This window comes from Pelorhabdus sp. sgz311001 (genome assembly GCF_055901755.1).
The window spans coordinates 34,561-57,673 of record NZ_JBVXUT010000006.1 but is presented as its reverse complement, the minus strand read 5'-3'; the positions used below and the strand labels follow the sequence as shown (position 1 = coordinate 57,673).

23 protein-coding genes, 2 tRNA genes and 2 riboswitches are annotated in these 23,113 nt (G+C 42.0%); of the genes, 21 read left to right on the top strand and 4 right to left on the bottom strand.

The annotated features are described in order from the left end of the window. The first annotated feature begins 4 nt into the window (after positions 1–4). Positions 5–185, top strand: a riboswitch (yybP-ykoY riboswitch). From AC0MXB_RS14915 to AC0MXB_RS14890, 6 genes are all read left to right on the top strand, one after another. After that, a complete protein-coding gene (locus tag AC0MXB_RS14915) occupies positions 171–875 on the top strand; it encodes a TerC family protein (RefSeq protein ID WP_474040518.1) in 705 nt (234 codons plus the stop codon). Its footprint overlaps the riboswitch before it by 15 nt. A 110-nt stretch (positions 876–985) precedes the next feature. Then, the gene (locus AC0MXB_RS14910) at positions 986–2,329 is read left to right on the top strand and encodes a DNA recombination protein RmuC (protein WP_474040517.1); all 1,344 of its coding nucleotides are present in this window, start codon (positions 986–988) and stop codon (positions 2,327–2,329) included. After that, on the top strand, positions 2,322–2,507 hold the full coding sequence (locus AC0MXB_RS14905; protein ID WP_474040516.1) for a YezD family protein: 186 nt from the start codon (positions 2,322–2,324) through the stop codon (positions 2,505–2,507). Before AC0MXB_RS14910 ends, AC0MXB_RS14905 begins: the two co-directional genes overlap by 8 nt. 13 nt (positions 2,508–2,520) lie before the next feature. Continuing rightward, the gene (locus AC0MXB_RS14900) at positions 2,521–2,703 is read left to right on the top strand and encodes a DUF2292 domain-containing protein (protein WP_474040515.1); all 183 of its coding nucleotides are present in this window, start codon (positions 2,521–2,523) and stop codon (positions 2,701–2,703) included. A gap of 205 nt (positions 2,704–2,908) precedes the next feature. After that, a complete protein-coding gene (cysK, locus tag AC0MXB_RS14895; protein WP_474040514.1) occupies positions 2,909–3,850 on the top strand; it encodes a cysteine synthase A in 942 nt (313 codons plus the stop codon). Between the two features lie 350 nt (positions 3,851–4,200). After that, a complete protein-coding gene (locus AC0MXB_RS14890) occupies positions 4,201–4,812 on the top strand; it encodes a dienelactone hydrolase family protein (protein WP_474040513.1) in 612 nt (203 codons plus the stop codon). A 300-nt stretch (positions 4,813–5,112) separates the two neighbouring features. Here the strand turns inward: AC0MXB_RS14890 and AC0MXB_RS14885 are convergent, their stop codons facing one another. Then, positions 5,113–6,003: a LysR family transcriptional regulator gene (locus AC0MXB_RS14885; RefSeq protein WP_474040512.1), complete on the bottom strand. Its 891-nt coding sequence runs from the start codon at positions 6,001–6,003 to the stop codon at positions 5,113–5,115. 181 nt (positions 6,004–6,184) lie between these two features. Continuing rightward, the gene (locus AC0MXB_RS14880) at positions 6,185–7,384 is read right to left on the bottom strand and encodes a class I SAM-dependent methyltransferase (RefSeq protein WP_474040511.1); all 1,200 of its coding nucleotides are present in this window, start codon (positions 7,382–7,384) and stop codon (positions 6,185–6,187) included. A 255-nt stretch (positions 7,385–7,639) separates the two neighbouring features. Between AC0MXB_RS14880 and AC0MXB_RS14875 the strand changes: the two genes are divergently transcribed. After that, positions 7,640–7,807, top strand: a complete 168-nt coding sequence (locus tag AC0MXB_RS14875; protein WP_474040510.1) for a uracil-DNA glycosylase — start codon at positions 7,640–7,642, stop codon at positions 7,805–7,807. A gap of 174 nt (positions 7,808–7,981) precedes the next feature. After that, entirely contained in the window at positions 7,982–9,880 is a 1,899-nt protein-coding gene (locus AC0MXB_RS14870) for a glutamine synthetase (protein ID WP_474040509.1), read from the top strand. Positions 9,881–10,026: 146 nt separating this feature from the next. Here AC0MXB_RS14870 and AC0MXB_RS14865 read toward each other — a convergent pair. Both AC0MXB_RS14865 and tpx read right to left on the bottom strand, forming a co-directional pair. Then, positions 10,027–10,101 (bottom strand) — tRNA-Gly (locus AC0MXB_RS14865). A gap of 82 nt (positions 10,102–10,183) precedes the next feature. Continuing rightward, entirely contained in the window at positions 10,184–10,696 is a 513-nt protein-coding gene (gene tpx, locus AC0MXB_RS14860; protein ID WP_474040508.1) for a thiol peroxidase, read from the bottom strand. 195 nt (positions 10,697–10,891) lie between these two features. Here tpx and AC0MXB_RS14855 point away from each other — a divergent pair, with 195 nt between their 5' ends. From AC0MXB_RS14855 to AC0MXB_RS14795, 13 genes are all read left to right on the top strand, one after another. Beyond that, entirely contained in the window at positions 10,892–12,706 is a 1,815-nt protein-coding gene (locus tag AC0MXB_RS14855) for an ABC transporter ATP-binding protein (protein WP_474040507.1), read from the top strand. Continuing rightward, positions 12,703–14,457, top strand: coding sequence for an ABC transporter ATP-binding protein (locus tag AC0MXB_RS14850; RefSeq protein WP_474040506.1), 1,755 nt, complete (start codon positions 12,703–12,705; stop codon positions 14,455–14,457). The genes AC0MXB_RS14855 and AC0MXB_RS14850 overlap by 4 nt, the downstream gene beginning before the upstream one ends. Before the next feature lie 42 nt (positions 14,458–14,499). Further along, the gene (locus AC0MXB_RS14845; RefSeq protein WP_474040505.1) at positions 14,500–15,033 is read left to right on the top strand and encodes a DUF4337 domain-containing protein; all 534 of its coding nucleotides are present in this window, start codon (positions 14,500–14,502) and stop codon (positions 15,031–15,033) included. A 34-nt stretch (positions 15,034–15,067) separates the two neighbouring features. After that, positions 15,068–16,291, top strand: coding sequence for a M20 family metallo-hydrolase (locus AC0MXB_RS14840; protein WP_474040504.1), 1,224 nt, complete (start codon positions 15,068–15,070; stop codon positions 16,289–16,291). 113 nt (positions 16,292–16,404) lie between these two features. Further along, positions 16,405–17,169, top strand: a complete 765-nt coding sequence (locus tag AC0MXB_RS14835) for a 3D domain-containing protein (protein WP_474040503.1) — start codon at positions 16,405–16,407, stop codon at positions 17,167–17,169. A gap of 101 nt (positions 17,170–17,270) precedes the next feature. Then, on the top strand, positions 17,271–17,975 hold the full coding sequence (locus tag AC0MXB_RS14830) for a L,D-transpeptidase family protein (RefSeq protein ID WP_474040719.1): 705 nt from the start codon (positions 17,271–17,273) through the stop codon (positions 17,973–17,975). A gap of 55 nt (positions 17,976–18,030) precedes the next feature. Next, positions 18,031–18,181: riboswitch (cyclic di-AMP (ydaO/yuaA leader) on the top strand. 111 nt (positions 18,182–18,292) lie between these two features. Then, positions 18,293–18,874, top strand: coding sequence for a 3D domain-containing protein (locus AC0MXB_RS14825; RefSeq protein ID WP_474040502.1), 582 nt, complete (start codon positions 18,293–18,295; stop codon positions 18,872–18,874). Positions 18,875–18,932: 58 nt separating this feature from the next. Further along, positions 18,933–19,373, top strand: a complete 441-nt coding sequence (locus AC0MXB_RS14820) for a PaaI family thioesterase (protein ID WP_474040501.1) — start codon at positions 18,933–18,935, stop codon at positions 19,371–19,373. Further along, entirely contained in the window at positions 19,370–20,092 is a 723-nt protein-coding gene (locus tag AC0MXB_RS14815) for an alpha/beta hydrolase (RefSeq protein WP_474040500.1), read from the top strand. The genes AC0MXB_RS14820 and AC0MXB_RS14815 overlap by 4 nt, the downstream gene beginning before the upstream one ends. Positions 20,093–20,158: 66 nt before the next feature. Beyond that, entirely contained in the window at positions 20,159–20,578 is a 420-nt protein-coding gene (locus tag AC0MXB_RS14810; protein ID WP_474040499.1) for a DMT family transporter, read from the top strand. Positions 20,579–20,631: 53 nt separating this feature from the next. Further along, entirely contained in the window at positions 20,632–21,765 is a 1,134-nt protein-coding gene (locus tag AC0MXB_RS14805) for an acyl-CoA dehydrogenase family protein (RefSeq protein WP_474040498.1), read from the top strand. Positions 21,766–21,888: 123 nt separating this feature from the next. Then, a tRNA-Val gene (locus AC0MXB_RS14800) sits at positions 21,889–21,965 on the top strand. A gap of 158 nt (positions 21,966–22,123) precedes the next feature. After that, the gene (locus tag AC0MXB_RS14795) at positions 22,124–22,948 is read left to right on the top strand and encodes a methyl-accepting chemotaxis protein (RefSeq protein ID WP_474040497.1); all 825 of its coding nucleotides are present in this window, start codon (positions 22,124–22,126) and stop codon (positions 22,946–22,948) included. The last annotated feature ends 165 nt before the right edge of the window (positions 22,949–23,113 follow it).

Here is a 23,113-nt window from a genome sequence, read left to right as displayed (position 1 = left end):
AATACATTACCCCAAAGGGGAGTAGCTTTCAGGGAAACCTGAAGTAAAGTCGTCATTACGTGGCGTTAGCCACCGGCTTTACTGACATGAGTATGTTTAGCCAGACCTTTGCCGTAAGGCAAAAGTCTGGCTTTTTGTATTGTTTAAATTTATTTTAGGAGGACATGGCTATGGATGTAATGTTTTTTTCAAGCGAATGGCTGCTGGCTCTTGGCGGCATTATTTTAATTGATGTGTTGCTTGGTGGCGATAATGCTGTTTTGATTGCTATGGCAAGTAAAAACTTGTCAGAGGAACAACGCAAGAAGGTTATTTTGTGGGGCAGTGTTGGCGCCATTTTTGCTCGTATTTTCCTTGTCTTTGTCGCTTCTTTTTTGCTGGAAATTCCCTATCTCCAGTTTTTAGGCGGTTTGGCTTTGCTGTGGATTGCGGTTCACTTAGCTGGGAAGACCGATAAAAAAGTACCAGAAGGTACGGCAAAAGTGCAAGGTGTTATAGCGGCGATTAAAGCTATACTGATCGCTGATGTGATTATGAGTCTTGATAACGTGCTGGCCTTGGCTGCAATGGCGCAGGCAGCGCCTCACGGCAAATATCTCTTAATCATTTTCGGCATTCTGGCCAGCATTCCGATGATTGTATTTGGATCTCAACTGCTTATGAAACTTATGGACCGCTACCCAGTTATTATTTATGTGGGTGCTGCGATTCTTGGCTATGCAGCGGCTGAAATGATTTTAGGCGATAAGCGGGTGGGCGTACTTTTAGCGCATTACCATATTATGCTCAAAGTAGGGCTGACGGCTTTTGTAGTTGCCTTTGGTTACTGGCGTAAGACGCAGAGCATGAAGCTAGCTGCTAGCGAAAGAGGCTGATTGTTTCGTTGAAGTATTGCTGTAGGTTAGGGAGCTCCGAGGGCGGAGCTCCTTTTCTTATACTCTTTTTTAGTATATAATGGGTAGACAAAGGAGCGGTGAGAGACAGAATGGATACAATGATACTAGGGCTGTTAGGGGCCAACTTGCTTCTCTTACTATTTCTTATTTTTCTCGTCATGACAAGCGGTTCGAGCCGAGCGCAGCGACAGATGCAGCAACGACTTCAAGAATTAGCCATGCGGTTTGAGACTTATAGTAAGCTGGAAAATGATGAGAAAGTTCTGTTGCGGCAGGAGCGGGAAGCTCAGCATAAGGGCCTGCGTGAAGAAGTTGGCAGTAATTTTGAGCGGATTAGCACTCTAATGAGTGCGCAGCTATCTGGTATTGCTGAGAGTCAGTCACGGCAGATGGAACGTGTTGTCGGAGGAATGAATGAACTGCTTAAAACAAACTATGAGCAGCAGGAGCGGATTCGCTCGACTTTAGAAATACAGATGAAGGAATTACAAAATTCCAACGAGCAAAAGCTGGATTTGATGCGTCAGACTGTGGATGAAAAGCTACAAGCTACTTTAGCAACCCGACTTGATGCTTCGTTTAAACAAGTTGGCGATCAATTGCAGCTTCTTTATAAAAGCATGGGGGAAATGCAGTCTTTAGCCAGTGGTGTCAATGATTTAAGCCGAGTATTGAATAATGTAAAGGCTCGAGGAACTTGGGGCGAGGTACAACTAGGCAATTTATTGGAACAGACTATGTCCGCCGAGCAGTATGCTAAAAATGTGGCAACGAAGAAAAATAGTGATGCTCGTGTGGAGTTTGCCATTAAACTTCCTGGTAAAGCTGACGGTGATGAAGCTATCTGGCTGCCCATTGATGCTAAATTTAGCCAAGAAGATTATTTAAAGCTGGTGGAGGCCTCAGAAAGAGCGGATGCAGTTGCTGTGGAAGAAGCCGCCAAAGCGTTGGAAAATCGTGTAAAGCTTGATGCTAAGACGATCCATGACAAGTACGTTTCGCCACCAGATACGACGGATTTTGCAATTATGTTTTTGCCAACGGAAGGGCTTTATGCGGAGGTCTTGCGTCGCCCCGGGCTTGCAGAATACTGCCAAACCCATTATCGGGTAATGCTGGCTGGTCCGACTACCTTGACGGCGCTTTTAAACAGTTTGCGTTTAGGTTTTGCTACTCTAGCGATAGAGAAAAAATCGAGCGAGGTCTGGAAGCTGCTAAGGGCGATTAAGTCTCAGTACGGAATCTTCAATGATTTGTTGAATAAATCGCTAAAGAAGTTAAATGAGGCGCAGACAACCGTGGAAAATGTCAAGAGCCGCTCGGAACTGATTAATCGTAAACTCAGTAAAATAGAGGAACTTGATACGAGAGACGGCGAATTATTACTAGGATTAGATGAGGCGCCCAAAGTAGAGGAGAGAAACCATGGCTAAACGAAAAGAGACGAAAGCGGTCGCCAGCGATATAAAAAGTACGGCTTTATCAGAAGAATCTTTAGATCGGATTGAAGCGGCCATTGAAGATATTGAATTTGGCTCGCTGACGTTGATTGTACAGGATGGCCGTGTAATTCAAATGGATAAACTAGATAAGATCCGCTTACACTCCTAAGGAGGGGCGTAATATGAAAGAAGTAAAACCAAAGGTACGCAATGAGAAGCTTAGGGAGAAAATTTGCGAGGCTGTAGCGAGTATGCAGTTCGGACAGATTGTAATTGTCGTAAAGGCTGGCAAGGTTGTGCAGGTAGAACGGACAGAAAAGCAACGCTATGCTTCCTGGGAAAACCTTTATGGCGATGGAATTTAATTGACAAAGCGATTGTTTCATAGTATGATAAGTAAAAATACATAATAAGAATAGCTGATCAGAAGACTGAAGGCTAAGGAATTATCTACTTGATGAGTAGGTCTATCCTTAGCCTTTTATTTATTACGAAAGCCGTTGATCGCAAGCTGTTTTTCTTATGTAAACTCATGAAATGTAAAGTTTAAATTTTAGGAGGTTGTTTCTTATGTCAAAAATTGCTCAGAATATTACAGAACTGATTGGGAATACGCCCTTATTAGAATTGAAAAATTATGACGCTGAAAAAGGTCTTGCTGGACGGATTCTAGCTAAATTGGAATACTTTAATCCGCTAAGCAGCGTGAAAGACCGCATCGCTTTAGCCATGATTGAAACAGCGGAACAAAGCGGCAAATTAAAACCAGGCGCGACGATTGTAGAACCGACTAGCGGCAACACCGGAATTGGTTTAGCCTTCGTGGGTGCGGCAAAAGGGTATAAAGTGATTTTAACTATGCCTGATACCATGAGTGTGGAACGGCGCAACTTGTTAAAAGCATTAGGCGCGCAGCTTGTTTTAACTCCCGGCGCAGAAGGCATGAAAGGCGCTATTAATAAAGCTTTGGAATTGGGTGAATCCATTGAAGGCTCCTATATTCCGCAACAGTTTGAAAATCCGGCAAATCCAGAAATTCACCGCAAAACGACAGGCAAAGAAATTTTAGCTGATACAGATGGTCAGTTAGACTTTTTCGTGGCTGGTGTTGGTACGGGCGGTACAATTACCGGTGTAGGCGAAGTATTAAAAGAACAGAATCCCCAGATTAAAGTTGTTGCCGTAGAACCTTTTGACAGCCAAGTATTAGCAGGTAATAAACCGGGGCCGCATAAAATTCAAGGTATTGGCGCTGGCTTTGTGCCGAGTGTAATGAACCTCAAGATCGTAGATCAAATTGTTCCGATTAAAACGGAAGAGGCTTTCCAGGCAGCGCGTGACCTTGCTAAGACGGAAGGCGTTCTTGTTGGAATTTCTAGCGCCGCCGCTCTCTTTGCGGCAACCCAGTTGGCAAAAGAAGAAGCCAATCGCGGCAAAACGATTGTAGTTTTGTTGCCAGATACGGGCGAACGCTACTTGTCAACGCCGCTGTTTGGTACCGAAACTTTATAAGCTATGATTCAGTGAATTTTAATAGTTTTAATTTTAACCGCGCCTTGCTTTTTGAGGCGCGGTTTTCTAAAAACATGATTTGCATAATGTGGAACATAGATACATCGACGGCTCCAAGGAAAATCCTTGGAGTTTTTTTATCTTTGCTGCCCAAGTTGATATCAATGTGAGGATCATACTTTTTCTCATTAGTGCCGAATTAAGCAGCCTTTATTCTTATATTTCTAATGATATAATTTAATTATGTAGTTGGGGCGTTTTTTTACAGTGCTTCTCCTTGCAATATAAGACAAAAATGAAACAGCATTTTAAAGATAGTTTTCAAAAAGATAAGGGAGCTTTATATAGTTATGAAAAGTCATAATCATAATACTGAGGATACCATTATTGTTGTTCTCCATGAAGTTTACGGAGTCAATAAACATATAATTGATGTATGTGAAAAGCTGCAAAGTTATGGGGTTGATACTATTGCACCTAATCTTCTTAATGGTAGAGAAGCATATGCTACAGAGGAAGAGCAGGCAGCATATAATTACTTTATGAGCAGTATTGGTTTTGAAGAGGCATTTAAAGAAGTAAATAGGGTTCTTACTAGTGTTAGGCCTTATTATAAAAATGTATATGTGTTAGGCTATAGCATTGGTGCAACGCTTGCATGGCTGGCAGCGCAAACGGGTTTGTGCGATTTATGTATTGCTTTTTATGGTTCGAGAATTCGTGATTATCTTAGAGTGCAGCCTAAATGTGATATGGTATTATTTTTTCCTGAAATAGAGAAATCATTTGTTGTTGATGATCTGCTTGTATGTTTACGCACCATCAAAAATGTTCAAGCGGAAAAGCTAGCTGGTCAGCATGGTTTTGCTAATCCGTTTTCTAAAAGCTACCATAAAGAATCGGCAGATAAAGCATGGACGAGAATCGAACAAATTTTGGCGGATCTCGTAGCGGAAAAATAAATACAGGAGCGAATGGACAAACAGCGAAGCTTAGATGCCCATGGTTCCTAAAATTAGAAATTGGCAGATATGTAAAATAGAGAAAATGACAAATGGGAAAATGCTGATTTTATTAAACTTCAGTAAAAAGGTAGAGAGCAAATAGAAAAAAATCATACTTTCTAAACCGCGTCATGAGGGGGAGCGAGTCTCTCTGGTGCACCAACTATATACAAAAACGGCAAGGCTTTGGAGAATTCCGGCCTTGCCGTTTTGCGCGTTCAGCAGACCCTTACTGGCCTGGTTTTTTGCTAGTGAGTCTTACTTTACTTTGTAAAAGTCTAGAATATAATCAATAAATACTTTAATTGCCTTATGTTTAGGGTTATTCTTTTTATACAATAAATAACACTGCAGATTAAACGGCTCTGCCAATTCATAATAACCATTAAAAATCCCCATGGCATTCAATAATCGCTCGGATAAAAGGGCTCCCATTTCATTTTGTTCACAATAATTCATAATGGCATAAGGCGTTGACAGCCATGCTCTAACCATGGGGGAAAAGTGATGCATCTGAAAATAATTTTCTACAAATGAATTCATTAAATAGTGCGGTGAATACTGTACTAATGGGTATGACGCTATCGACTCTACGGAAATATTCTGGTGCGCAGTCTTAATGTTAGGTGCATAAAAGACCATTTTATCATTACAGAAGAAAACTTTTTCGAATTTCCCCATATTGTTTTCCGGCAAAAGAAAGGTCGATACAATATCAAGCTTACCTTCAGCTAAGTATCTAAACAGCTCATGCGCTTCTAAATTATATACATTCATTGTGATATTTAGATTATGCTGCTGAAAGTACGCCAAATGCTGATTCATTAAAACATCACCAAGTGCGATTAAGGCGCCAATTGCCAACGTGACCTTGGTACCGCTCAATTTTTTCATATCATACATACAGTCAAATAGTTCACCCATTATTTTCTGTACTTGTACTAAAAATAGTTCGCCAGCTTCGGTTAAATCACTGCCCTTGTTCGAGCGGGTGATAAGTTGAATGCCCACAAGCTCTTCCAGTTTTTTTATTTGGGAACTAAAGGCGGATTGGGTAATATTGGCCTGCTTTGCGGCAGCGGTAAAATTTCTAACTTTGCCGTAAATAATAAAATTCTCCAATTGTTGAATGCTAGGTAATTCTGCCATGATTTCCCCCTATTGGCACAAAGCTGCTAGTCGTGTCATCTGCTTATTGGTAATGAATTCGGCTTGTCTATGATAAATCCTTGCTGCGCGTTAAAACATCGGTAATAGCAAAAAAGGACTATCGCATGTATCGATCTGATCATGCGATAGTCCCTTAATCATCAAATAGAACTTTTTTGTTTTACCCTAAACGAGAATACGTTAATGGCAAATTATTATTTAACCCTTTAGAAAATAGAAATTGATGAATATCCAGTCCATCTACGCGAAATGCCGCTGCACAGCCTTTTAAATACAAGCGCCACATCCGGACAAACCGTTCACCAAATTGGTTTTGTATTTCTTCCGTGTGCTCAGAGAACCTAGCATACCAGTGATCTAACGTTAATGCGTAGTGTAGCCGCAAGCTTTCGGTATGCAGTAAGTGAAAATCTCTTTCTGGAAATTGCTGCAAAATTTCTCGTACAGATGGTACATAACCACCAGGAAAGATATATTTTTTTATCCAGCTATTTTCTTGTGATTCTTCAAAAGAAGTAATTGAGTGCAGTAAAGATAGGCCGCCGTCCACTAATAGACGATTGACTTTATTAAGATACAAGGGAATATTTTCTTTTCCTACATGTTCAAACATCCCAACACTAACGATTTTATCAAACTGGTATCTTGTTTCATCAAGATCTAAATAGTTCACCAGCTCCACTTTGACTAGTTTTTCCAGCCCAAGCTGGTTGATTCGTTCTTGTACTTTGCAGTATTGTTCTTCGCTAAGTGTAATACCGAGCGCATTCACTTGATACAGCTGCGCTGCCTTAATAATTAGCCAGCCCCAGCCACAACCAATATCTAAGAGTTTTTCACCGGGTTTTAAATTTATTTTTTTTAATATATGTTCGATTTTTTGCATTTGCGCCTGCTCTAAAGAATCCGTACTCTGTTTAAAATACGCGCACGAATAGCTCATGCTCTTATCAAGCCATAAAGAAAAAAAGTCATTGCCTAAATCATAGTGGTGTGCAATATTCTGTTTTGCCTGTGTACGCTCTACCATTTTTCCAGCCAGGCGTAAGCCCTTGGCCATGACCTTGTTCTTTGGAGTAAATAACGACGAATTTTTCAGCAAGCGTAATAATTCATCAAAATCCCCTTCATAATCCCAAACGCCATCCATGTAGGCCTCGCCAAACGTCATCGCTGGATCATGAAGCGAACTTAGATTATCAAGTGGCCGATTAAATTGTATGGTAACTTTCGGCAGGACATCACCATAAATCGTTTCTTCACCATCCCAAAACCGCAACCGTATCCCACCATGCTCTAACTTTTCAAATAAGTTTTTTATTGCATGCTTTTCAAAAAATGCAATGCCTGCTGCTTTCATTGCGAATCACCCCGAAACTTATAATCCTATCTTAACCAATTCGCCACAATACCTGCGAGCTTGTGGCGTTATTTGGTGCTTGTGTTTCCACATTATAGCTTTAAAAATTTACTTTGTATAACAGAATAAAACGATTACTATTATAAATTTATATTATAGCGACAAGCTAATGGTCTCTGTATTTAAAACTCAACATATACTTATGTGATTATGAGTGTTGATATGATACAATAAAAGGCGACTGGAGGGGAAAAGATGACTGAGGAAGTTGTTGACTGCCGTTATTGCTGTCACTATTATATTACTTACGATAAGCATTTTCCCTACGGCTGCCGGGCTTTTCGCTTTAAAACGCGCAATAAGCCTTGCATCGAAGTAAAGCTTTCTTCCGGCGAAGACTGTCTGCATTTTACGAAAAAATAACAACTATTTTTATCAAAAAGATAAAAAATACTTGCTTATAGCTAGACAAAATGCTTATTTGTGGTATAATCATTGATAAGAAAAATATTTTTTGGTCAATGGCGACCCCCTTGTATTGATGCAAGGGGGATTTCTGTCTTTTTAGTTTGATAAAATTTTGAAGAGGTGAAGGAAATGCTTAAAGATTTACTCTATGTAATCAAACCAAGCCAGTACAGTAATGAAGATTTAGTTGCACTTCTGAAGAATCATCCGGAAATTCAATTTGCATCTCTTGTTGGTGTCGACCTTGCCGGTAATGACACTGACGAAAAAATTCCTATGTCAACTTTCCAAAAAGATATTGCTGACTTTTTTGCAGGCACGGCTGTACAGACTGACGGTTCTTCCGTGGTACTTACAGGCATTGCTACTTTAAATAATGCGAAAGTTGATATGATCGCTGACCGTGATGTAAACTGGTTTGTTGATTACAACTTTGAACACATTGATGAAGAAACAGGCAAACCGATTGGTACGCTTCGCATTCCTTCCTTCTTAGTGCATGAAGGCAAACGTGTTGATTCTCGTTCTATTTTAGCTCTTTCCATGGAATACGTAAGAGAAGGCATGATGGATCTTTTCAAAAAATATCCTAATGTTGCAGGCTTAAGCCATGTTAACTTGGCCGATATTGAGGAAATTGTATTCACCGCTGGTACTGAACTTGAATTTTGGGTAAAAACTCCGGCTAACCGCGCTGATGTACAGGAAATGTCGGCTTCTCAGGTTATGCAGGAACAATATTGGCAGAGAACTCGTGGTGAAGTCCGCACTGCTTTAGAGCAAGCGATGGATATGTTGGCTAAATATGGTATGGAACCAGAAATGGGCCATAAAGAAGTTGGCGGCATTAAAGCTAAAATTGATGAAACGGGCCATCTGGCTTATGTTTTAGAACAGCTTGAAATCGACTGGAAATTCTCTACGGCGCTTCAGGCAGCTGACAATGAACTGCAAGCTCGTATTATTGTAAAAGAAGTATTCCGTGAAAACGGTTTGGAAGTTACATTCAAAGCAAAACCAATCATTGGCGTTGCTGGTAGTGGGGAACATACTCACCTTGGCATTGGTGCAAAACTGAAATCCGGTAAATTCGTAAATCTCTACGCTCCGGAAGATATGAAAAAAGACTTCCTCAGCGCAGTTGGTTATGGCGCTATCATGGGTATCTTGAAAAACTACGAAGTAATCAATCCTTTCGTTTCCTCCACAAACGATTCCTTGAACCGTTTGAAACCTGGTTTCGAAGCACCTGTTTGCATCGTAACTTCTTTGGGTCACAGCCCGGCTGTTCCTTCGCGTAACCGTACAATTCTTGCTGGTCTTGTTCGTACTGATAATCCGTTGGCAACTCGCTTTGAAGTTCGCGCCCCAAATCCTTACACGAACTCCTATGTAGCAATGGCTGCATTCTATCTGAGTATGTTTGACGGCATTAAAGCTTGTGTAACAAGTGGCAAAACGACAGAAGGAATTTTGGCGGAACTTTCCAAAGATGCTGGCACCGAAGGCTTCTATCTGGAAAAAGACCGTGCATATCGCAGCGAACATGACGTATTCGAAGATTATACGCCAGAAGAAAGAGATCGTCTCTTTAGCAAACCGCCTGCTACTGTATGGGAAAATCTCGAAGCTTTGAAACAGTATCCTGATAAAGTAGCTGTATTGAAACAAGGCGATATTTTATCTCAGGCAATTATTGATGCGTTTGTTGCTGGCGCATTGACTCGTTGGAAGACCGAAATTCTGAACCGCATTATTCCGGAATATTTGACGCTAATCCAATCCTTTACCTGTCTTCATACAGCTGAGACTGCAAATGATATGGACCTTTACTACTGGGAACAAATTAAAACGATGCGTACCAGCTTGGCGAAAGACAGCTTAGCTCAGAAATGCCTCTTTACTCGTATGAAAGAAGCTATGGCTGACGGCGATTATCAGACTGCTTCTGATTTGCAGATTGAGATTGGAGCTTTGATTGAAGAATTAAAAGATCTTTACGCTTCTTATAAAGCAAACCAACTGTAAGTTGACGCTTTTTAATTAAAAATGAGTAATAAAAAAGAAGCCTGCGGGCTTCTTTTTTTTGTATCTGTACGTTTTTTTAGGGAGGAATAAATAAGAATTTTAGACATAAAAAAACCTGATACATAAGTATCAGGCATTATTTTCATTGGAGCGGAAAACGAGATTCGAACTCGCGACCCTCGCCTTGGCAAGGCGATGCTCTACCACTGAGCTACTTCCGCATCACATCAACAAAAAGTATTATAACATAGTGAACTATAGATGGCAATAGTTTTTTTGATTTTTATTCTGTGTTTTTAAAAATTATAGAAGTTTTTTTGCTGCTGCCAAGGCGGCATCATAGTCAGGATGATTTGTCATTTCTGGTACGACTTCGCTATAGCGGACAACGCCGTCTTTATCAATGATCGTAACGGCACGAGCAAGCAGGCGCAGTTCTTCAACAACGAGGCCATATTGTAAGCCAAAGCTGAGATCACGGTGATCCGAGAGGGTTTTCACATTGTCGATGCCTTTATCGCCGCAATAGCGAGCTTGTGCGAAGGGAAGATCGTTGCTGATTGTGATGATAACTGCATCGGAAAGTTTTCCAGCTTCTTCATTAAAACGGCGGGTCTGCATATCGCAAACTGGCGTATCAATGGAAGGGACGCTGCTAATGATAACAACTTTGCCTTTAAAAGCACTCAACGAAACGGGGGAAAGATCTGGTGCTAAGGCCGTAAAGTCAGGTGCTTTTGCGCCGACAGCTACAGGCGTGCCAACAAGGGTTAAGGGATTTTTTGCAAATGTAATAATTCCTGTACGTTTTTCCATTATGAAAACCTCCAGAATTGTATTTTATATCCATATTTCATAGTTTAGCATAATAATAGGAATGTGTAAACGATAATTGTTATTAAGGCGAAGTTTTTGCTTGGAGACTATTTTGTAATCAAAGCAGTGTTTTTCTTAGGCGATAAAAGAGGATTCCTTTTAGAATCGCCTAATTGTTTTTATATGGATAAAAATATGAAATATACAAAAGCCTTTCATTTGCTGCAACCGTTCTATCGCTCTAAGTGGCTGCCTTATTCCTTTGGCTTACTACTGCTAATCGGTGTTGATATTTTGCAACTGGCTATACCGCGGTTTATTGGCAAAAGTATCGATACATTTCTTACGAACTCAGGGGAACTTTCAGTCTATATTATGTGGCTTACAGTGACAGCTCTACTGATGTTTGTGGGGCGTTATTGCTACAGGCAGCTGCTTTTAGGGACAACGCGGCGATTGGAGGCCTATCTGCGTCAGAGGATTTTCCTCCACGGACTGTGTTTGCCTTTAGCGTATTATGATCAAAAGGGTCCTGGCAATATTATGGCGCTTATGACGAATGATATTACAGCGATTCGTGTCGCTCTGGGACTTGGCAGTATCTTGTTTGTCGATGCCGTTATTATGGGGTTTGCTTCGTTTGTCGTAATGGCAAAAGTAATACATTTTGAACTTTCGCTATGGTCGATTTTACCTCTACCTGTGATTTTATGTATTGCTACGTATATGGGAAAGTCAGTGCATCAACGTTTTCGTCGTGTGCAAGAATCTTTTAGTGACATAACAGACTTTTCACAAGAAATTTTCGCAGGCTTTAAAGTCGTAAAAGGCTTTGCTGTTGAAAAAAATATGACCGAACGGTTTGCTGACAAGAATCGTTCGTTTGTTGCCGCCAGTATGAGCTTAACAAATATTCAGGCAGCCTATGTGCCTGTTACGCATGTTCTGCCTTTTGTCTGTTTTGCTATCGCCTTGTATTTTGGCGGACGTCTAATTATGGCGGGTGAGCTCACTGTCGGTGATTTGACAGCCTTTATTGGGTATCTTGGACTTATTATCTGGCCAGTTATGGGCTTGGGATTTTTGATTAATATGGCGCAACGCGGGTTGGCTTCCATGGAAAGAATTAGTGATTTTTTAGATCAGCCAGTCTATGAAGCAGAAGAAAAGTGCCTCTTAGAGGCTTTGGGCCAGATGGAAACGGAACCACCATTACCAACCAGTTCTGGCGCAAGTGAGAATCGTTCGGCGCCCATTCTTACCTTGCAAAATGTAAGCTTTGCCTATGAACAGTCGCCGCATCTTATTTTGAAAAATGTAAATCTTACGATCCTGCCTGGTGAGAAGGTAGGAATAGTTGGTCGGACTGGTGCGGGAAAGTCCACCTTATTTCGACTGCTGCTTCGCCTTTACGAGCCGCCAGCAGAAACCATATTTTTGGGCGACAAAGAAATTCATAGTTATTCCTTTAGTGATCTTAGAAATTTTTTTGCTTATGTACCACAAGACAATAGCCTCTTTTCTAAAACGATCGGCGAAAATATTGCTTTTGATCGAGAACATGGTAAAGCTGATATTTTGCGCGCTGCCGAGTTAGCTGTCGTTACGGAGGATATTGACAGCAAGCCAGAAGGCGTCGATACAGAGCTTGGTGAAAGAGGAAAGCAGCTTTCAGGCGGACAGCAGCAGCGAGTGGCAATTGCTAGAGCTATTATTAAGGATGCGCCTTTCTTACTTTTAGATGACGCTTTTTCAGCGCTTGACTATGAACACGAGGCCAGACTGCTGAAAAATATGAACTTGTTTACAGCGGGCAGGACTACATTGATTGTTTCGCAGCGGATTGCTGCTGTAAGACGCTGTGACCGTATTGTAGTTTTGGACCAAGGTGAAATTAAAGAGCAAGGAACGCACGAAGAACTTGTGGCGCGGCGCGGTCTTTACTATGAAATTTATGAGCAGCAGCTGTTAACGGAAGAACTCGCTGTCGGGGATGGTGAAAGTCTGTGAAGACCTTTAGCGATCGAAAAATGATTGCCATTTTGTCGCGTTTTGCCGCGCCCTTTACTGGCTGGATTATTTTAGCTGTTTTGTTGATTTTGGCGGGAACAGCCTTAGAACTTTACCGCCCTTACTTACTGAAATTAGCGATTGATAGTCAAATTACGAGTCTGAATTTGGCTGGTTTACAGGAAACCGCACTGCTTTATGGTTTGACAATTGTTGGTAGTGTGGTTCTTTCCTATGGTGAAAACTATATTTTGCAGTATATTGGTCAGCTTATTATTTATCAGATTAGGCAAAAAGTATTCTGTCATCTGATTTATGAGAAGTTTAGTGAACTAGAACGACAAAAGGTGGGGCAACTTGTAACACGAGTTACAAATGATACCGATGCCATTCGTGACCTCTATACGGATGTTATTGTTGCGTTTATCAGCGATATATTGATTTTAGCTGGTATCTTAATTGCTATGTTCTGGATGAATTGGCAGCTTGCTAGTGTAGCTGTGATTGCCCTGCCAATTATGGCTGTGTTGGCGCTAACTTATCAAAAGTATGCTAGGGCCGCCTATCGCCAGGTACGAGCGAAAACCGGAGCGTTAAATGGTTTTTTGCAGGAATATAGCGCCAATATTATGATCGTGAAGGCTTTTGCCCGCTTCCGACGCACGAAGCAGGAATTTGAGTCTGTTAGTGAAGACTATGTACAGGCTGGATTGCAGGAAGTTCGTACGTTTGCCTTGTTTCGTCCGCTAGTTGATCTCATTTATACGGCTGTTGTCTTATGTGTGTTGGCTTATGGCGGCTTCCTCCATAAGAAAGGTCCTCTGGAAGTGGGAGTTCTTGTTGCTTTTTTACGCTATGTGGAAATGTTTTTCTGGCCGATAAAAGATATTGCGGAAAAATATAATCTGTTGCAATCGGCGTTAGCGGCGGCAGAGCGAGTTGCGGCTTTGCTTGAAGGGGATAAACCGGCAGAAAATCATGAAGATGAGTCTCCGGATTGCTATTTTCAAGGACGCATTCGTTTTGAAAATGTATGGTTCGCTTATGAGGGCGAAGAGTGGGTGTTAAAAGATGTGAGCTTTTCACTGGAAGCAGGAGAGTTTGTCGGTATTGCCGGGTTTTCCGGTTCCGGCAAATCAACTTTAGTTAACTTGCTGGCTCGCTTTTATGAACCGCAGCGAGGCGCTATTTACTTGGATGAGGTGGATATTCGCCATATTCCCTTGGCAGTGCTCAGAAGAACGATTGGTATTGTCTTTCAAGAAGTTCGGTTATTTAAAGGAACTGTTTATGAAAATCTTGCGCTATATGATAATGCGATTTCCCGCGAGGCAGCTGTCGAAGCGGCGAAACAGGCCAATGCCCATGCCTTTATTGCACGACTGCCCGATTCTTATGAAACGTTGATTGGTTATCAAGGCGCGTTGTTATCAGCAGGCCAGCGACAGCTTATATCGCTAGCAAGGGTTTTATTGCGGCCAATTCAAATTTTAGCTCTTGATGAAGCGACATCAAGTATTGATAGTGAAACAGAAAAACTAGTCCAAGAAGCTTTTGCGCGGTTGTCTAAGGAACGGACGATGCTCGTAGTGGCGCATCGACTATCTACGATTGAACAAGCTGATAAAATCCTCGTTATGGACCAAGGGGAGATTGTAGAATCCGGCTCGCATCAAGAATTGTTGCAACTAGAAGGTTTTTATGCACGGCTCCATCAAAGTCAGCTTCATGCGCTTAAAGAAGCGCTTTAGCTATGGTAGAATAAATAAAAGTGGTAGAAAGGGGCGATAGGTATGAACCTAGGAAAATGGCATCAATATTATGTAAAAGAGAAACTGACAACGCTTATTGCTATTACTACCGTTATATTAGCCGTAGTAGCTACTCTGGCATCGTTCAAAGCGGCTGGGTATGGTAATAAAATGGTTCTCATGCAAAATCAAGCGTCAGATCAGTGGAATTTTTATCAAGCTAAGGGAATTAAAGAGACGGAATATCAGACACAACGTGATATGATGCTGTTAGTGTTGGGGCAATTTTCGAATGAAGCACTGCAGCAAAAAATAGCTGAATATGATAAGACAGTTCAGCGTTATTCAAAAGAAAAAGACGAGATCATGGCTGATGCCAAAAAGTTTGAACAAGAGCGCGATCAGGCCAAAGTTTTTAACAGTATGTTTGGACAAGCTTTGATTTTTTTGCAAGTCGGAATTTTATTAACATCACTGGCGTCCATCAATAAGACGGCTGCTTATTGGTATATGGGCGGCGCGTTTGGCTTAATCGGTATCTTTTATTTTGCTTATACTATGTTTCTCAGTTTATAATAAAAGAAAGGCATTAATGCAAGGAGGCGCTTATATGGATAAAGCTTGGGTAGAAGAACGCATAGAGGCTTTGGCTGGTTTTAGTGAACCGGGAGAAGGCGTGACTCGTCTGGCTTATACACAGCACGATCAAGCAGCTAGCGCGTATATTATAAAAGAAATGCAGAATTTAGGATTAACGATTCGCCGTGACGCTGCCGGTAATATTATTGGCCGGCTAGAAGGGAGCGATGCAACGGCTCCAGTCGTAGCTACAGGATCCCATATTGATACTGTCCCAGCAGGCGGAAAGTATGATGGCGTAGCGGGGGTTGTTGCTTCGCTGTTGGCCGTGAAGAAACTTCAGGCGAAAGGTCAACTTACCCATCCAGTAGAAGTGATTGTCTTTGCTTGTGAAGAAGCCGGACGCTTTGGGTTTGCCACAATTGGCAGTAAAGTAATGACTGGATCTCTGCCGATACATACTTGGAAAAAGGCTGTAGATAAGCAAGGTATTACTTTGCCAGAGGCTCTCGCTACACAAGGGCTTTCTATTGAGAATCTAGGCAGTGCTGCCCGAAGCCGTGATGAATTTAAATGCTTTTTAGAGCTTCACATTGAACAGGGCGCTATCTTAGAAACGGCCAAGGAAAAGATTGGTCTTGTTACGGCCATTGCAGCACCAACGCGTCTTAAAGTAACCATCGAGGGGCAAGCGGCCCATTCTGGGGCGACACCTATGGAATGTCGTCGTGATGCCTTAGTTAGTGCGGCGAAAATTATATTAGCTGTGCGGGAAATTGCGTTAGAACAGTCTTATTGCGGGACGGTTGGAACAGTAGGGATGGCAACGGTTTTACCTGGTGCAATGAATATTGTGCCAGGAAAAGTGGAACTGGGAATTGATATTCGCGGCGTTGATTCGGAAAGTATTCTTACTTCAATTCAGGATTTGAAAGATTTTATCAGCAACTTGGCAGAAGAAGAGGAGACGCCTGTGGCGATTGATGTGCTTACGTCTGATCGACCTGTACAGCTTGACAAAAAAATGATTGGTCTGTTAGAGGGAATCTGCCGCCGCAAAAAAGCGGCCTATCGTCAAATGCACAGCGGCGCTGGTCATGATGCCATGCATATGGCAAAACTTACGCCGACCGCTATGATTTTTATTCCCTGCAAAGAAGGGATCAGCCATAATCCGGCAGAATACGCCGCAACCGAAGATATCTTATATGGCGTAGAGATTTTGACAGAAGCGCTATATGAACAAGCGAAATAGTTTGAACAGCTAAAAAACAAGCACTCCTTTTACACATGAGAAATATTACCGTCTAGTATTTATGTAAACTCAATGGTATGATGGTATTAAATTTGTGTGAAAGGAGTGCCTGAATGAAACGAACTATACATGTTATTTTAGTTACTGCTATGGTCTATTGTTCTACTTCTGTGCTGGCCCTAGAGCAGGCTCAGGCAAGCGCTCCAGCGGATCAGCTTGTGGCTTTATTGGCTGGGCAGGCTTCCAATCAGACCGTGCAGAGCATTGAACAGATCCTAAATTTAAAACAAAAGCTGGAGCAAGGTAAAAAGGCAGATATTCTTACGACTCTCGCGCAAACTGTTGCGGCAAGTCAAATCCCGAGCGGCCAAGCGGCTGCTGCTTTACCTCAGGTAGTAAGCGGCAATAAAGTGAGCGAGGTCTTGCAGCAATCGGTCCAAACCGAACTTATTAAGGAAGTCAGTAGCGTTTTAGCTCCTTATAAAGATAGTATTCAAGCTTTGACACAGCTTTTTGGGCAAACCAAACTGGAGCCGTCTATTGCAACAGGATCGTCTACTTCAGCACCTGTTGGCGCGCCGAGCGATTACAGTAAGGTTCTTTCGGTGATGACTACGGCCTATGGTCCCGGTACGCTTGATAATGGGCATTGGGGAAATTATGATTATTTTGGCAATCCTTTGCATCAGGGAATCGTTGCTGTCGACCCTGCGGTCATTCCGATGGGAACCAAACTTTGGATTCCAGGCTATGGCTATGGAATTGCCAATGACCAGGGAAGTGCAATCAAGGGCAACCATATTGACTTATTTTTCCCGAATCGTCAGGATGCCTTAGATTATGGCATCAAAAATGTACAAATTTATGTATTGAAGTAGTCGGTATTTATACCGGCTTCTTTTTTTATGGGGATATGGCATTGTCTTTTGGCATATGATCTTTTGAATAGCAATTTCAAGGGGGCATCCAAGTGAGGGCAATGACAGTTCGTTTGACAAGACCGACTCTATTTTATGGAACGGTTTTATTACTGCTAGTAACCTTTGCGCTAGGGATTGTAAGCTATGACTATTTCGATGAGCTAGATTTTACCTTGGAAGATCAGACAGGGCCGATCGAACCAAGCGGTTCCGTCAGTTTAGTAATTAAAGTGGCGGAACGGATTTTAGAAGTTTATGATAATGGCCAGCTTATCAAAAAATACCGCATTGCTGTGGGGAAAAGCTCCACGCCGACGCCGATTGGCGAATGGGTTGTTGTTTGGAAGGATTATAATTGGGGCAGCGGTTTCGGGACACGTTGGATGGGACTGAATGTACCTTGGGGTACCTATGGCATTCACGGAACGAATCAACCCTGGTCTATCGGTCAATTCACGAGCCACGGCTGCATTCGTATGCGCAATAAAGATGTGGAAGAGCTTTTTGAAAAAGTCCCGATTGGCACAACTGTACGGATTGAAGATCGACGCAAAAAAGTCAACCGTGTTCTAAAATATCAAATGACAGGCCCTGATGTGGCAATTTTGCAACTTAAATTGCAAAGTATGGGCTATCTATTATCACGAGCCGACGGGATTTTTGGACGGTCTACAGAAGACGCTGTCAAACAATATCAAGAAGCTAACGGTTTTCTTTCTAATGGAATTGTGGATAAAAATTTAGCAGAAAAACTAGGTATTTAGGAAAAAAATGGGATTCCAATAGCGGGAAAATTGACTAATTTACAATTTTATAGTAAAATAATAAAAGCCGAATCTTATTTTAAAAAATAAGTACGGGGGAACCGATATAGATAGGGGTGAATCCGCGTATATGCGGTAGGGCGTTCTGACTATTCTCTTTTGCCCGAATCCGACAGCTAACCCCGGAGGCAGCAGCCCCAGTTAGTTTTTATGCATGGCAATGCACGACAGCTAACTTCGGAGGCTAGACGCTTTTGAAGTTTTTTCATTTTTTTAGATGGAAATACTTTGGAGGGCGCAAAAAGAGAGGTGAATCGATGAGAAACGCTTTAGTGGTACTATGGGTATTCCTGGTCCTTTTCGTTTCGTCGACAGTAACTTTCGCCGCTCCTGGCGATACGCCGCTTATACGGGGAATGCGGGGCAATGATGTGCATTATGCGCAAAAGTTACTTGCCGAAACCGGTTACTACACGGGAGAGATTGATGGGGTTTTTGGCGGCATGACGCTTCACGCAGTGATTGCTTTTCAGCGCAGTGTCAACTTACCGGCAAATGGAGTCATCAATCGTGATACGATTCTTTATTTACAACGTGCAGGTACAGATATTAGCCGATATAACCGATCGATAGTAATGAATGCTACAGGCTATTCAGCTTATGATCCCGGAAACGGAAGCTACACCTCGCAGGGGCATTTACTGCGGCGAGGCCTTGTAGCAGTGGATCCGAATGTGATTCCGCTGGGAACTCGTCTTTATATACCAGGATATGGTTTTGCTGTGGCTGATGATACAGGCGGCAGCATAAGAGGTAATTTTATTGATTTGGCTTTTGATAGTCATGGTGAAGCTCTTTCCTTTGGAAGGCAGATTGTGACTGTATACATTTGTGACTGACAGGCATTTTGCCTGTTTCTTTTTTTATCATTTCACCATTTTATAAGGAGGATTCCCTTTGAACGCGTATATGGACCGCTTGAAAGAAAACTTGGAATTTATTTATGATCGAAACCCCTTTGTACAGTTGTTAGAGATGCGGCTTGTTCAACTGGAAAGTGGTAAAGCGGTCTTGACCATGCCTGTCGTAATGGATAAACATACGAATCTGCATGGAATTGCTCATGGTGGAGCATTGGCGTCGCTAGCAGATACAGCAATGGGTGTTGCCTGCGGTACCCTTGGTAGTAAAGTCGTTACTGTCGATATGAATATTAACTTAATGCAGGGAGCTAGGCCAGGGGGGACTATTTCGGCAAAGGCGGAAGTGCTCCATCATGGGAAAAGCACCATTGTAGTAGACGCTGGTATTTTTAGCGAAGAAGGCAAGCTGTTAGCGAAAAGCCGCGGAACTTTTTTTGTCGTAGGCAGATTCATTGAGGAGGATGAACTGGATTGAAGGAAATTGTGATTCCTACCGACACTGGGGAACTCGCTGGAATTTGGCACGAAGCTTCGGCGAAAACTGAGAAAGTATTTATCATTTCTCACGGTTTTAACGGGTCGATTGATGGGACAAGTCGGGCTGAACTATTAGCGGAAGCCGTTGCTCAGCTCGGGTTTCATGTGCTTCGCTATAAATTCACGCCTTGTCAAAAGTTGTCTTGTCAAATTGAGGAACTCGGATATGCCGCTTTGTATGCACGGCAGAATCTTGGGTCTAAACTATATCTTTTAGGCCGCAGCATGGGCGGCAGCGCTTCGTTAGCTTTTGCTCATCAAGATCAAGCGATTGAAGCGTTGTGTCTGTGGGCAACGCCAGGCGATCTACCGGAAACCTTTCGCCTTGCTTTAGGTGATGACTACAATAAATTAGCAGCGGGTGAAAATATTACAGTAAGCGATGATACCGGCTCACTTACCTTGACGCCTGATTTTATACAGGATTTTGTCAATTATCCTTTATTTCGTTATGTGCAAGAATTGGGAGAGGTACCTGTACTTGTGCTGCATGGAAATCAAGATCAAGTCGTACCAGTCCAGCAGGCTCATAAAATGTACGAAACGGCCTTAGAGCCGAAAAAGTTGGTTATTATTCGCTCTGGTGATCATCAGTTTAAAGAAGTAGCCGACCAAGCTAGAGTTGCTGTGGTCCAGTGGTTGAAAGGGTTAGAATAAGCTGAATAGAAAGTTTACCAAGCTTCTATACTATTTCGTAAGAAATGGTAGGAGTGTGGACGCTTTATGATACTTGCGTTTTTATCAGGCATTCTAATGGCGGTGCAGGGATCGTTAAATGCAGCTTTAGGTAAAGTCGTTGGTCTGTTAGAGGCGGCTTTCATTGTTCATGCTACTGGTCTTATCGTGCTAAGTGTAGCTCTTTTTGGCCTTCGTCTTGGTAAGGGAGCTTTTTCTCTGCCTAATGTACCTTGGTACTTATACTTGGGTGGTTTGCTTGGGGTACTTATTGTTTATCTTGTGGCTGCAAGTATTCCGAACGTTGGCGTAGGAACGGCAACGACAGCGATTATAGTCGGGCAAGTTTTGACCGCTTTAGTGATCGATCATTTTGGACTATTTGGGTTAGAAGAAAATCACTTTGTGATCCGCCAAGGAGTCGGCCTGGTTTTACTTGCCATAGGCGGTAAACTTTTGTTACAATAAAGCATATTGGCTTATTTACATATTCCGTATGATTACGATTTAGGAGGTTTCCTATGAATTTTGAGCTTTCGTCAGATCAAACAGCCTTACTGCGTATGGTGCAGGATGTTGTTGCTCAAGAAATTATTCCTTACGCCCGGGAAATGGACGAAAAAGCAGAACTGAGACCTGAACTGATTCAGACACTGAATGACGCTGGTTTATTAAATTTAACAGTTCCAGAAGAGTTTGATGGACCAGGTCTTGATGCGCTTACGATTGCAATGCTTTATGAAGAACTCGGCCGGGGCGATGCTGGTGTGGCAACATCAATCGCTGCTAATGCCTTAGCGTCGTATCCAGTTTTAATTCATGGTAATGATGAGCAGAAAAAATACTTCTTTGATTTTTTAAATTCGGGAAGACTTGCTGCTTTTGCTTTAACAGAACCTGGAGCAGGCTCTGACGCCGGTAGTGTAGCAACATCTGCTACCAAAGATGGCGATGATTATATTTTAAATGGTACGAAGTGTTTTATTACTAACGGCGGCATTGCTGATATTTTTGTTATTTTTGCGAATGCCCGTAAATCAGCAGGGATTCGTGGACTTACTGCTTTTATTGTTGACCGCGATACGCCTGGTTTTTCCGTTGGCAAGCACGAAGAAAAAATGGGAATTCGTTCTTCCAATACATGTGAACTGATTCTTGATAATGTTAGAGTACCTGCTTCCCGCCGTTTAGGTAAAGAAGGTCAGGGCTTTAAAATTGCGATGAAAACGTTAGATGCTGCTCGTCCGTTTGTAGGTGCTGTGTCTGTAGGAATTGCTCAGGCCGCTCTTGATTTTGCTGTGAAATATGCTAGAGAACGGCAACAGTTTGGCAAAGCCATTGCATCTTTCCAATTAGTACAAGCTATGGTTGCCGATATGGCTATGCAGCTTGAAGGCGCTAGATTAATGGTTTACAAAGCCTGCTGGCTGAAAGATCAAAATATGCCTTTTTCGAAAGAAGCGGCGATGGCAAAATGTTTTGCCGCCGATGCAGCGATGAAGATTACGACAGATGCCGTACAAATTGTTGGCGGTTATGGCTATTCTAAAGAATATCCTGTAGAACGCTATATGCGTGATGCTAAAATCATGCAGATTTATGAAGGTACAAACCAGATTCAACGTCTTGTTATTGCCAACCAAATTTTATACTAAGCTTATAAGAAACCCTTGCTGCGGCAGGGGTTTTCCTTTTATAAAATTTACATAAAAAATGCTTGCTTTTTATGAGGTAGATCCTTTATAATATAAAAGTGTTCTGACACAAGTGAATATTATGGGATTATAGCTCAGTTGGTTAGAGTACCACGTTGACATCGTGGGGGTCACTGGTTCGAGTCCAGTTAATCCCACCAACAAAGAAGAGACTTTCAGATTTTTATCTGAAAGTCTCTTTGCTTTACACGACTATTTTCTATAAATTATATTTTTGTAAATTTTAGTAGTAAAGTAAAAATTAGTATACCTTTATGTTATAATAAAGGCAAAATTTATTACTTTGCGAGGTGCAAATATGGCAGGCATATCAGAGTTTGATGCATTAGTGAAATCAGCAGAAATGATACAAAAAATCATTCCTTTAGATTGCGGTCTTATGGTTTGTGATTCTGGTGGAATGATTGTTAAATTTGTTCCGGCAGAAACCTTTGATATGCAGGTAAAAGAAGGGACTAGCATTGCTAAAGGCGGATCTATGGGAGAGTGCATGAGCACAGGGAAGCCTATCACTAAGATTGTTCCGAAAGAACTTTATGGTGTGCCAATTAAGTCAATCTCTTTTCCCATTTTAGAAGCTGGAAAACTAGTCGGAGGCTTTGCTCTCGGCATTAGCTTAAAAACTCAACAAGGCTTAATGGAAGCGGCGGGAACAATTGCTGAGACGTCAGAACAAATGACAGCAACAACGCAAGAACTTGCTGCTACGGCTACTCATTTGTCGCAAGGCTTAGCAGCGATTGGACAGATTGGCGAAAAAGTAGCGACAGAAGTGAAAAATACTGATGAAATTTTGCGGTTTGTCAGTGAAGTAGCAGCAAATTCGAATTTACTTGGCTTAAATGCCGCCATTGAGGCTGCTAGAGCTGGCGAACATGGCCGTGGTTTTGCTGTCGTAGCGGAAGAAATTCGCAAGATGGCTGTAAATAGCGCAGATGCTGTTAAGGATATTAAAGTCATATTAAATAAAATTAAAGCAGAAGGCGAAAATTTGAAGCATACGGTCGATCAAAATGTGACGGTGGCGGAACGGCAGGCAGCGGCAACAGAGGAAATTGCCGCCTCCATGCAATCGCTAACCTCATCAGCTACTCAGGTCGAGCAGGTAGCTCGTCAGTTATAATTTATTCAAAGAAAAGGCTTCCGATCTTCGGAGGCCTTTTTATTTTGCTCTATATCTAGTCATTTTCCATAAGTTGTATTTCTGCAAATTTTAGCAGTAAAGTAAAATTTAGTATGCCTTTATGTTATAATGAAGTAGAAATCTATTACTCTATGAGGTGGAAAA

Excerpts from the sequence above, each read along its gene's own strand:
- AC0MXB_RS14915 (WP_474040518.1), top strand. The coding sequence starts at position 171 with ATGGATGTAATGTTTTTTTCAAGCGAATGGCTGCTGGCTCTTGGCGGC.
- AC0MXB_RS14910 (WP_474040517.1), top strand. The coding sequence starts at position 986 with ATGGATACAATGATACTAGGGCTGTTAGGGGCCAACTTGCTTCTCTTA.
- AC0MXB_RS14905 (WP_474040516.1), top strand. The coding sequence starts at position 2,322 with ATGGCTAAACGAAAAGAGACGAAAGCGGTCGCCAGCGATATAAAAAGT.
- AC0MXB_RS14900 (WP_474040515.1), top strand. The coding sequence starts at position 2,521 with ATGAAAGAAGTAAAACCAAAGGTACGCAATGAGAAGCTTAGGGAGAAA.
- cysK (WP_474040514.1), top strand. The coding sequence starts at position 2,909 with ATGTCAAAAATTGCTCAGAATATTACAGAACTGATTGGGAATACGCCC.
- AC0MXB_RS14890 (WP_474040513.1), top strand. The coding sequence starts at position 4,201 with ATGAAAAGTCATAATCATAATACTGAGGATACCATTATTGTTGTTCTC.
- AC0MXB_RS14885 (WP_474040512.1), bottom strand. The coding sequence starts at position 6,003 with ATGGCAGAATTACCTAGCATTCAACAATTGGAGAATTTTATTATTTAC.
- AC0MXB_RS14880 (WP_474040511.1), bottom strand. The coding sequence starts at position 7,384 with ATGAAAGCAGCAGGCATTGCATTTTTTGAAAAGCATGCAATAAAAAAC.
- AC0MXB_RS14875 (WP_474040510.1), top strand. The coding sequence starts at position 7,640 with ATGACTGAGGAAGTTGTTGACTGCCGTTATTGCTGTCACTATTATATT.
- AC0MXB_RS14870 (WP_474040509.1), top strand. The coding sequence starts at position 7,982 with ATGCTTAAAGATTTACTCTATGTAATCAAACCAAGCCAGTACAGTAAT.
- tpx (WP_474040508.1), bottom strand. The coding sequence starts at position 10,696 with ATGGAAAAACGTACAGGAATTATTACATTTGCAAAAAATCCCTTAACC.
- AC0MXB_RS14855 (WP_474040507.1), top strand. The coding sequence starts at position 10,892 with ATGAAATATACAAAAGCCTTTCATTTGCTGCAACCGTTCTATCGCTCT.
- AC0MXB_RS14845 (WP_474040505.1), top strand. The coding sequence starts at position 14,500 with ATGAACCTAGGAAAATGGCATCAATATTATGTAAAAGAGAAACTGACA.
- AC0MXB_RS14840 (WP_474040504.1), top strand. The coding sequence starts at position 15,068 with ATGGATAAAGCTTGGGTAGAAGAACGCATAGAGGCTTTGGCTGGTTTT.
- AC0MXB_RS14835 (WP_474040503.1), top strand. The coding sequence starts at position 16,405 with ATGAAACGAACTATACATGTTATTTTAGTTACTGCTATGGTCTATTGT.
- AC0MXB_RS14830 (WP_474040719.1), top strand. The coding sequence starts at position 17,271 with ATGACAGTTCGTTTGACAAGACCGACTCTATTTTATGGAACGGTTTTA.
- AC0MXB_RS14825 (WP_474040502.1), top strand. The coding sequence starts at position 18,293 with ATGAGAAACGCTTTAGTGGTACTATGGGTATTCCTGGTCCTTTTCGTT.
- AC0MXB_RS14810 (WP_474040499.1), top strand. The coding sequence starts at position 20,159 with ATGATACTTGCGTTTTTATCAGGCATTCTAATGGCGGTGCAGGGATCG.
- AC0MXB_RS14805 (WP_474040498.1), top strand. The coding sequence starts at position 20,632 with ATGAATTTTGAGCTTTCGTCAGATCAAACAGCCTTACTGCGTATGGTG.
- AC0MXB_RS14795 (WP_474040497.1), top strand. The coding sequence starts at position 22,124 with ATGGCAGGCATATCAGAGTTTGATGCATTAGTGAAATCAGCAGAAATG.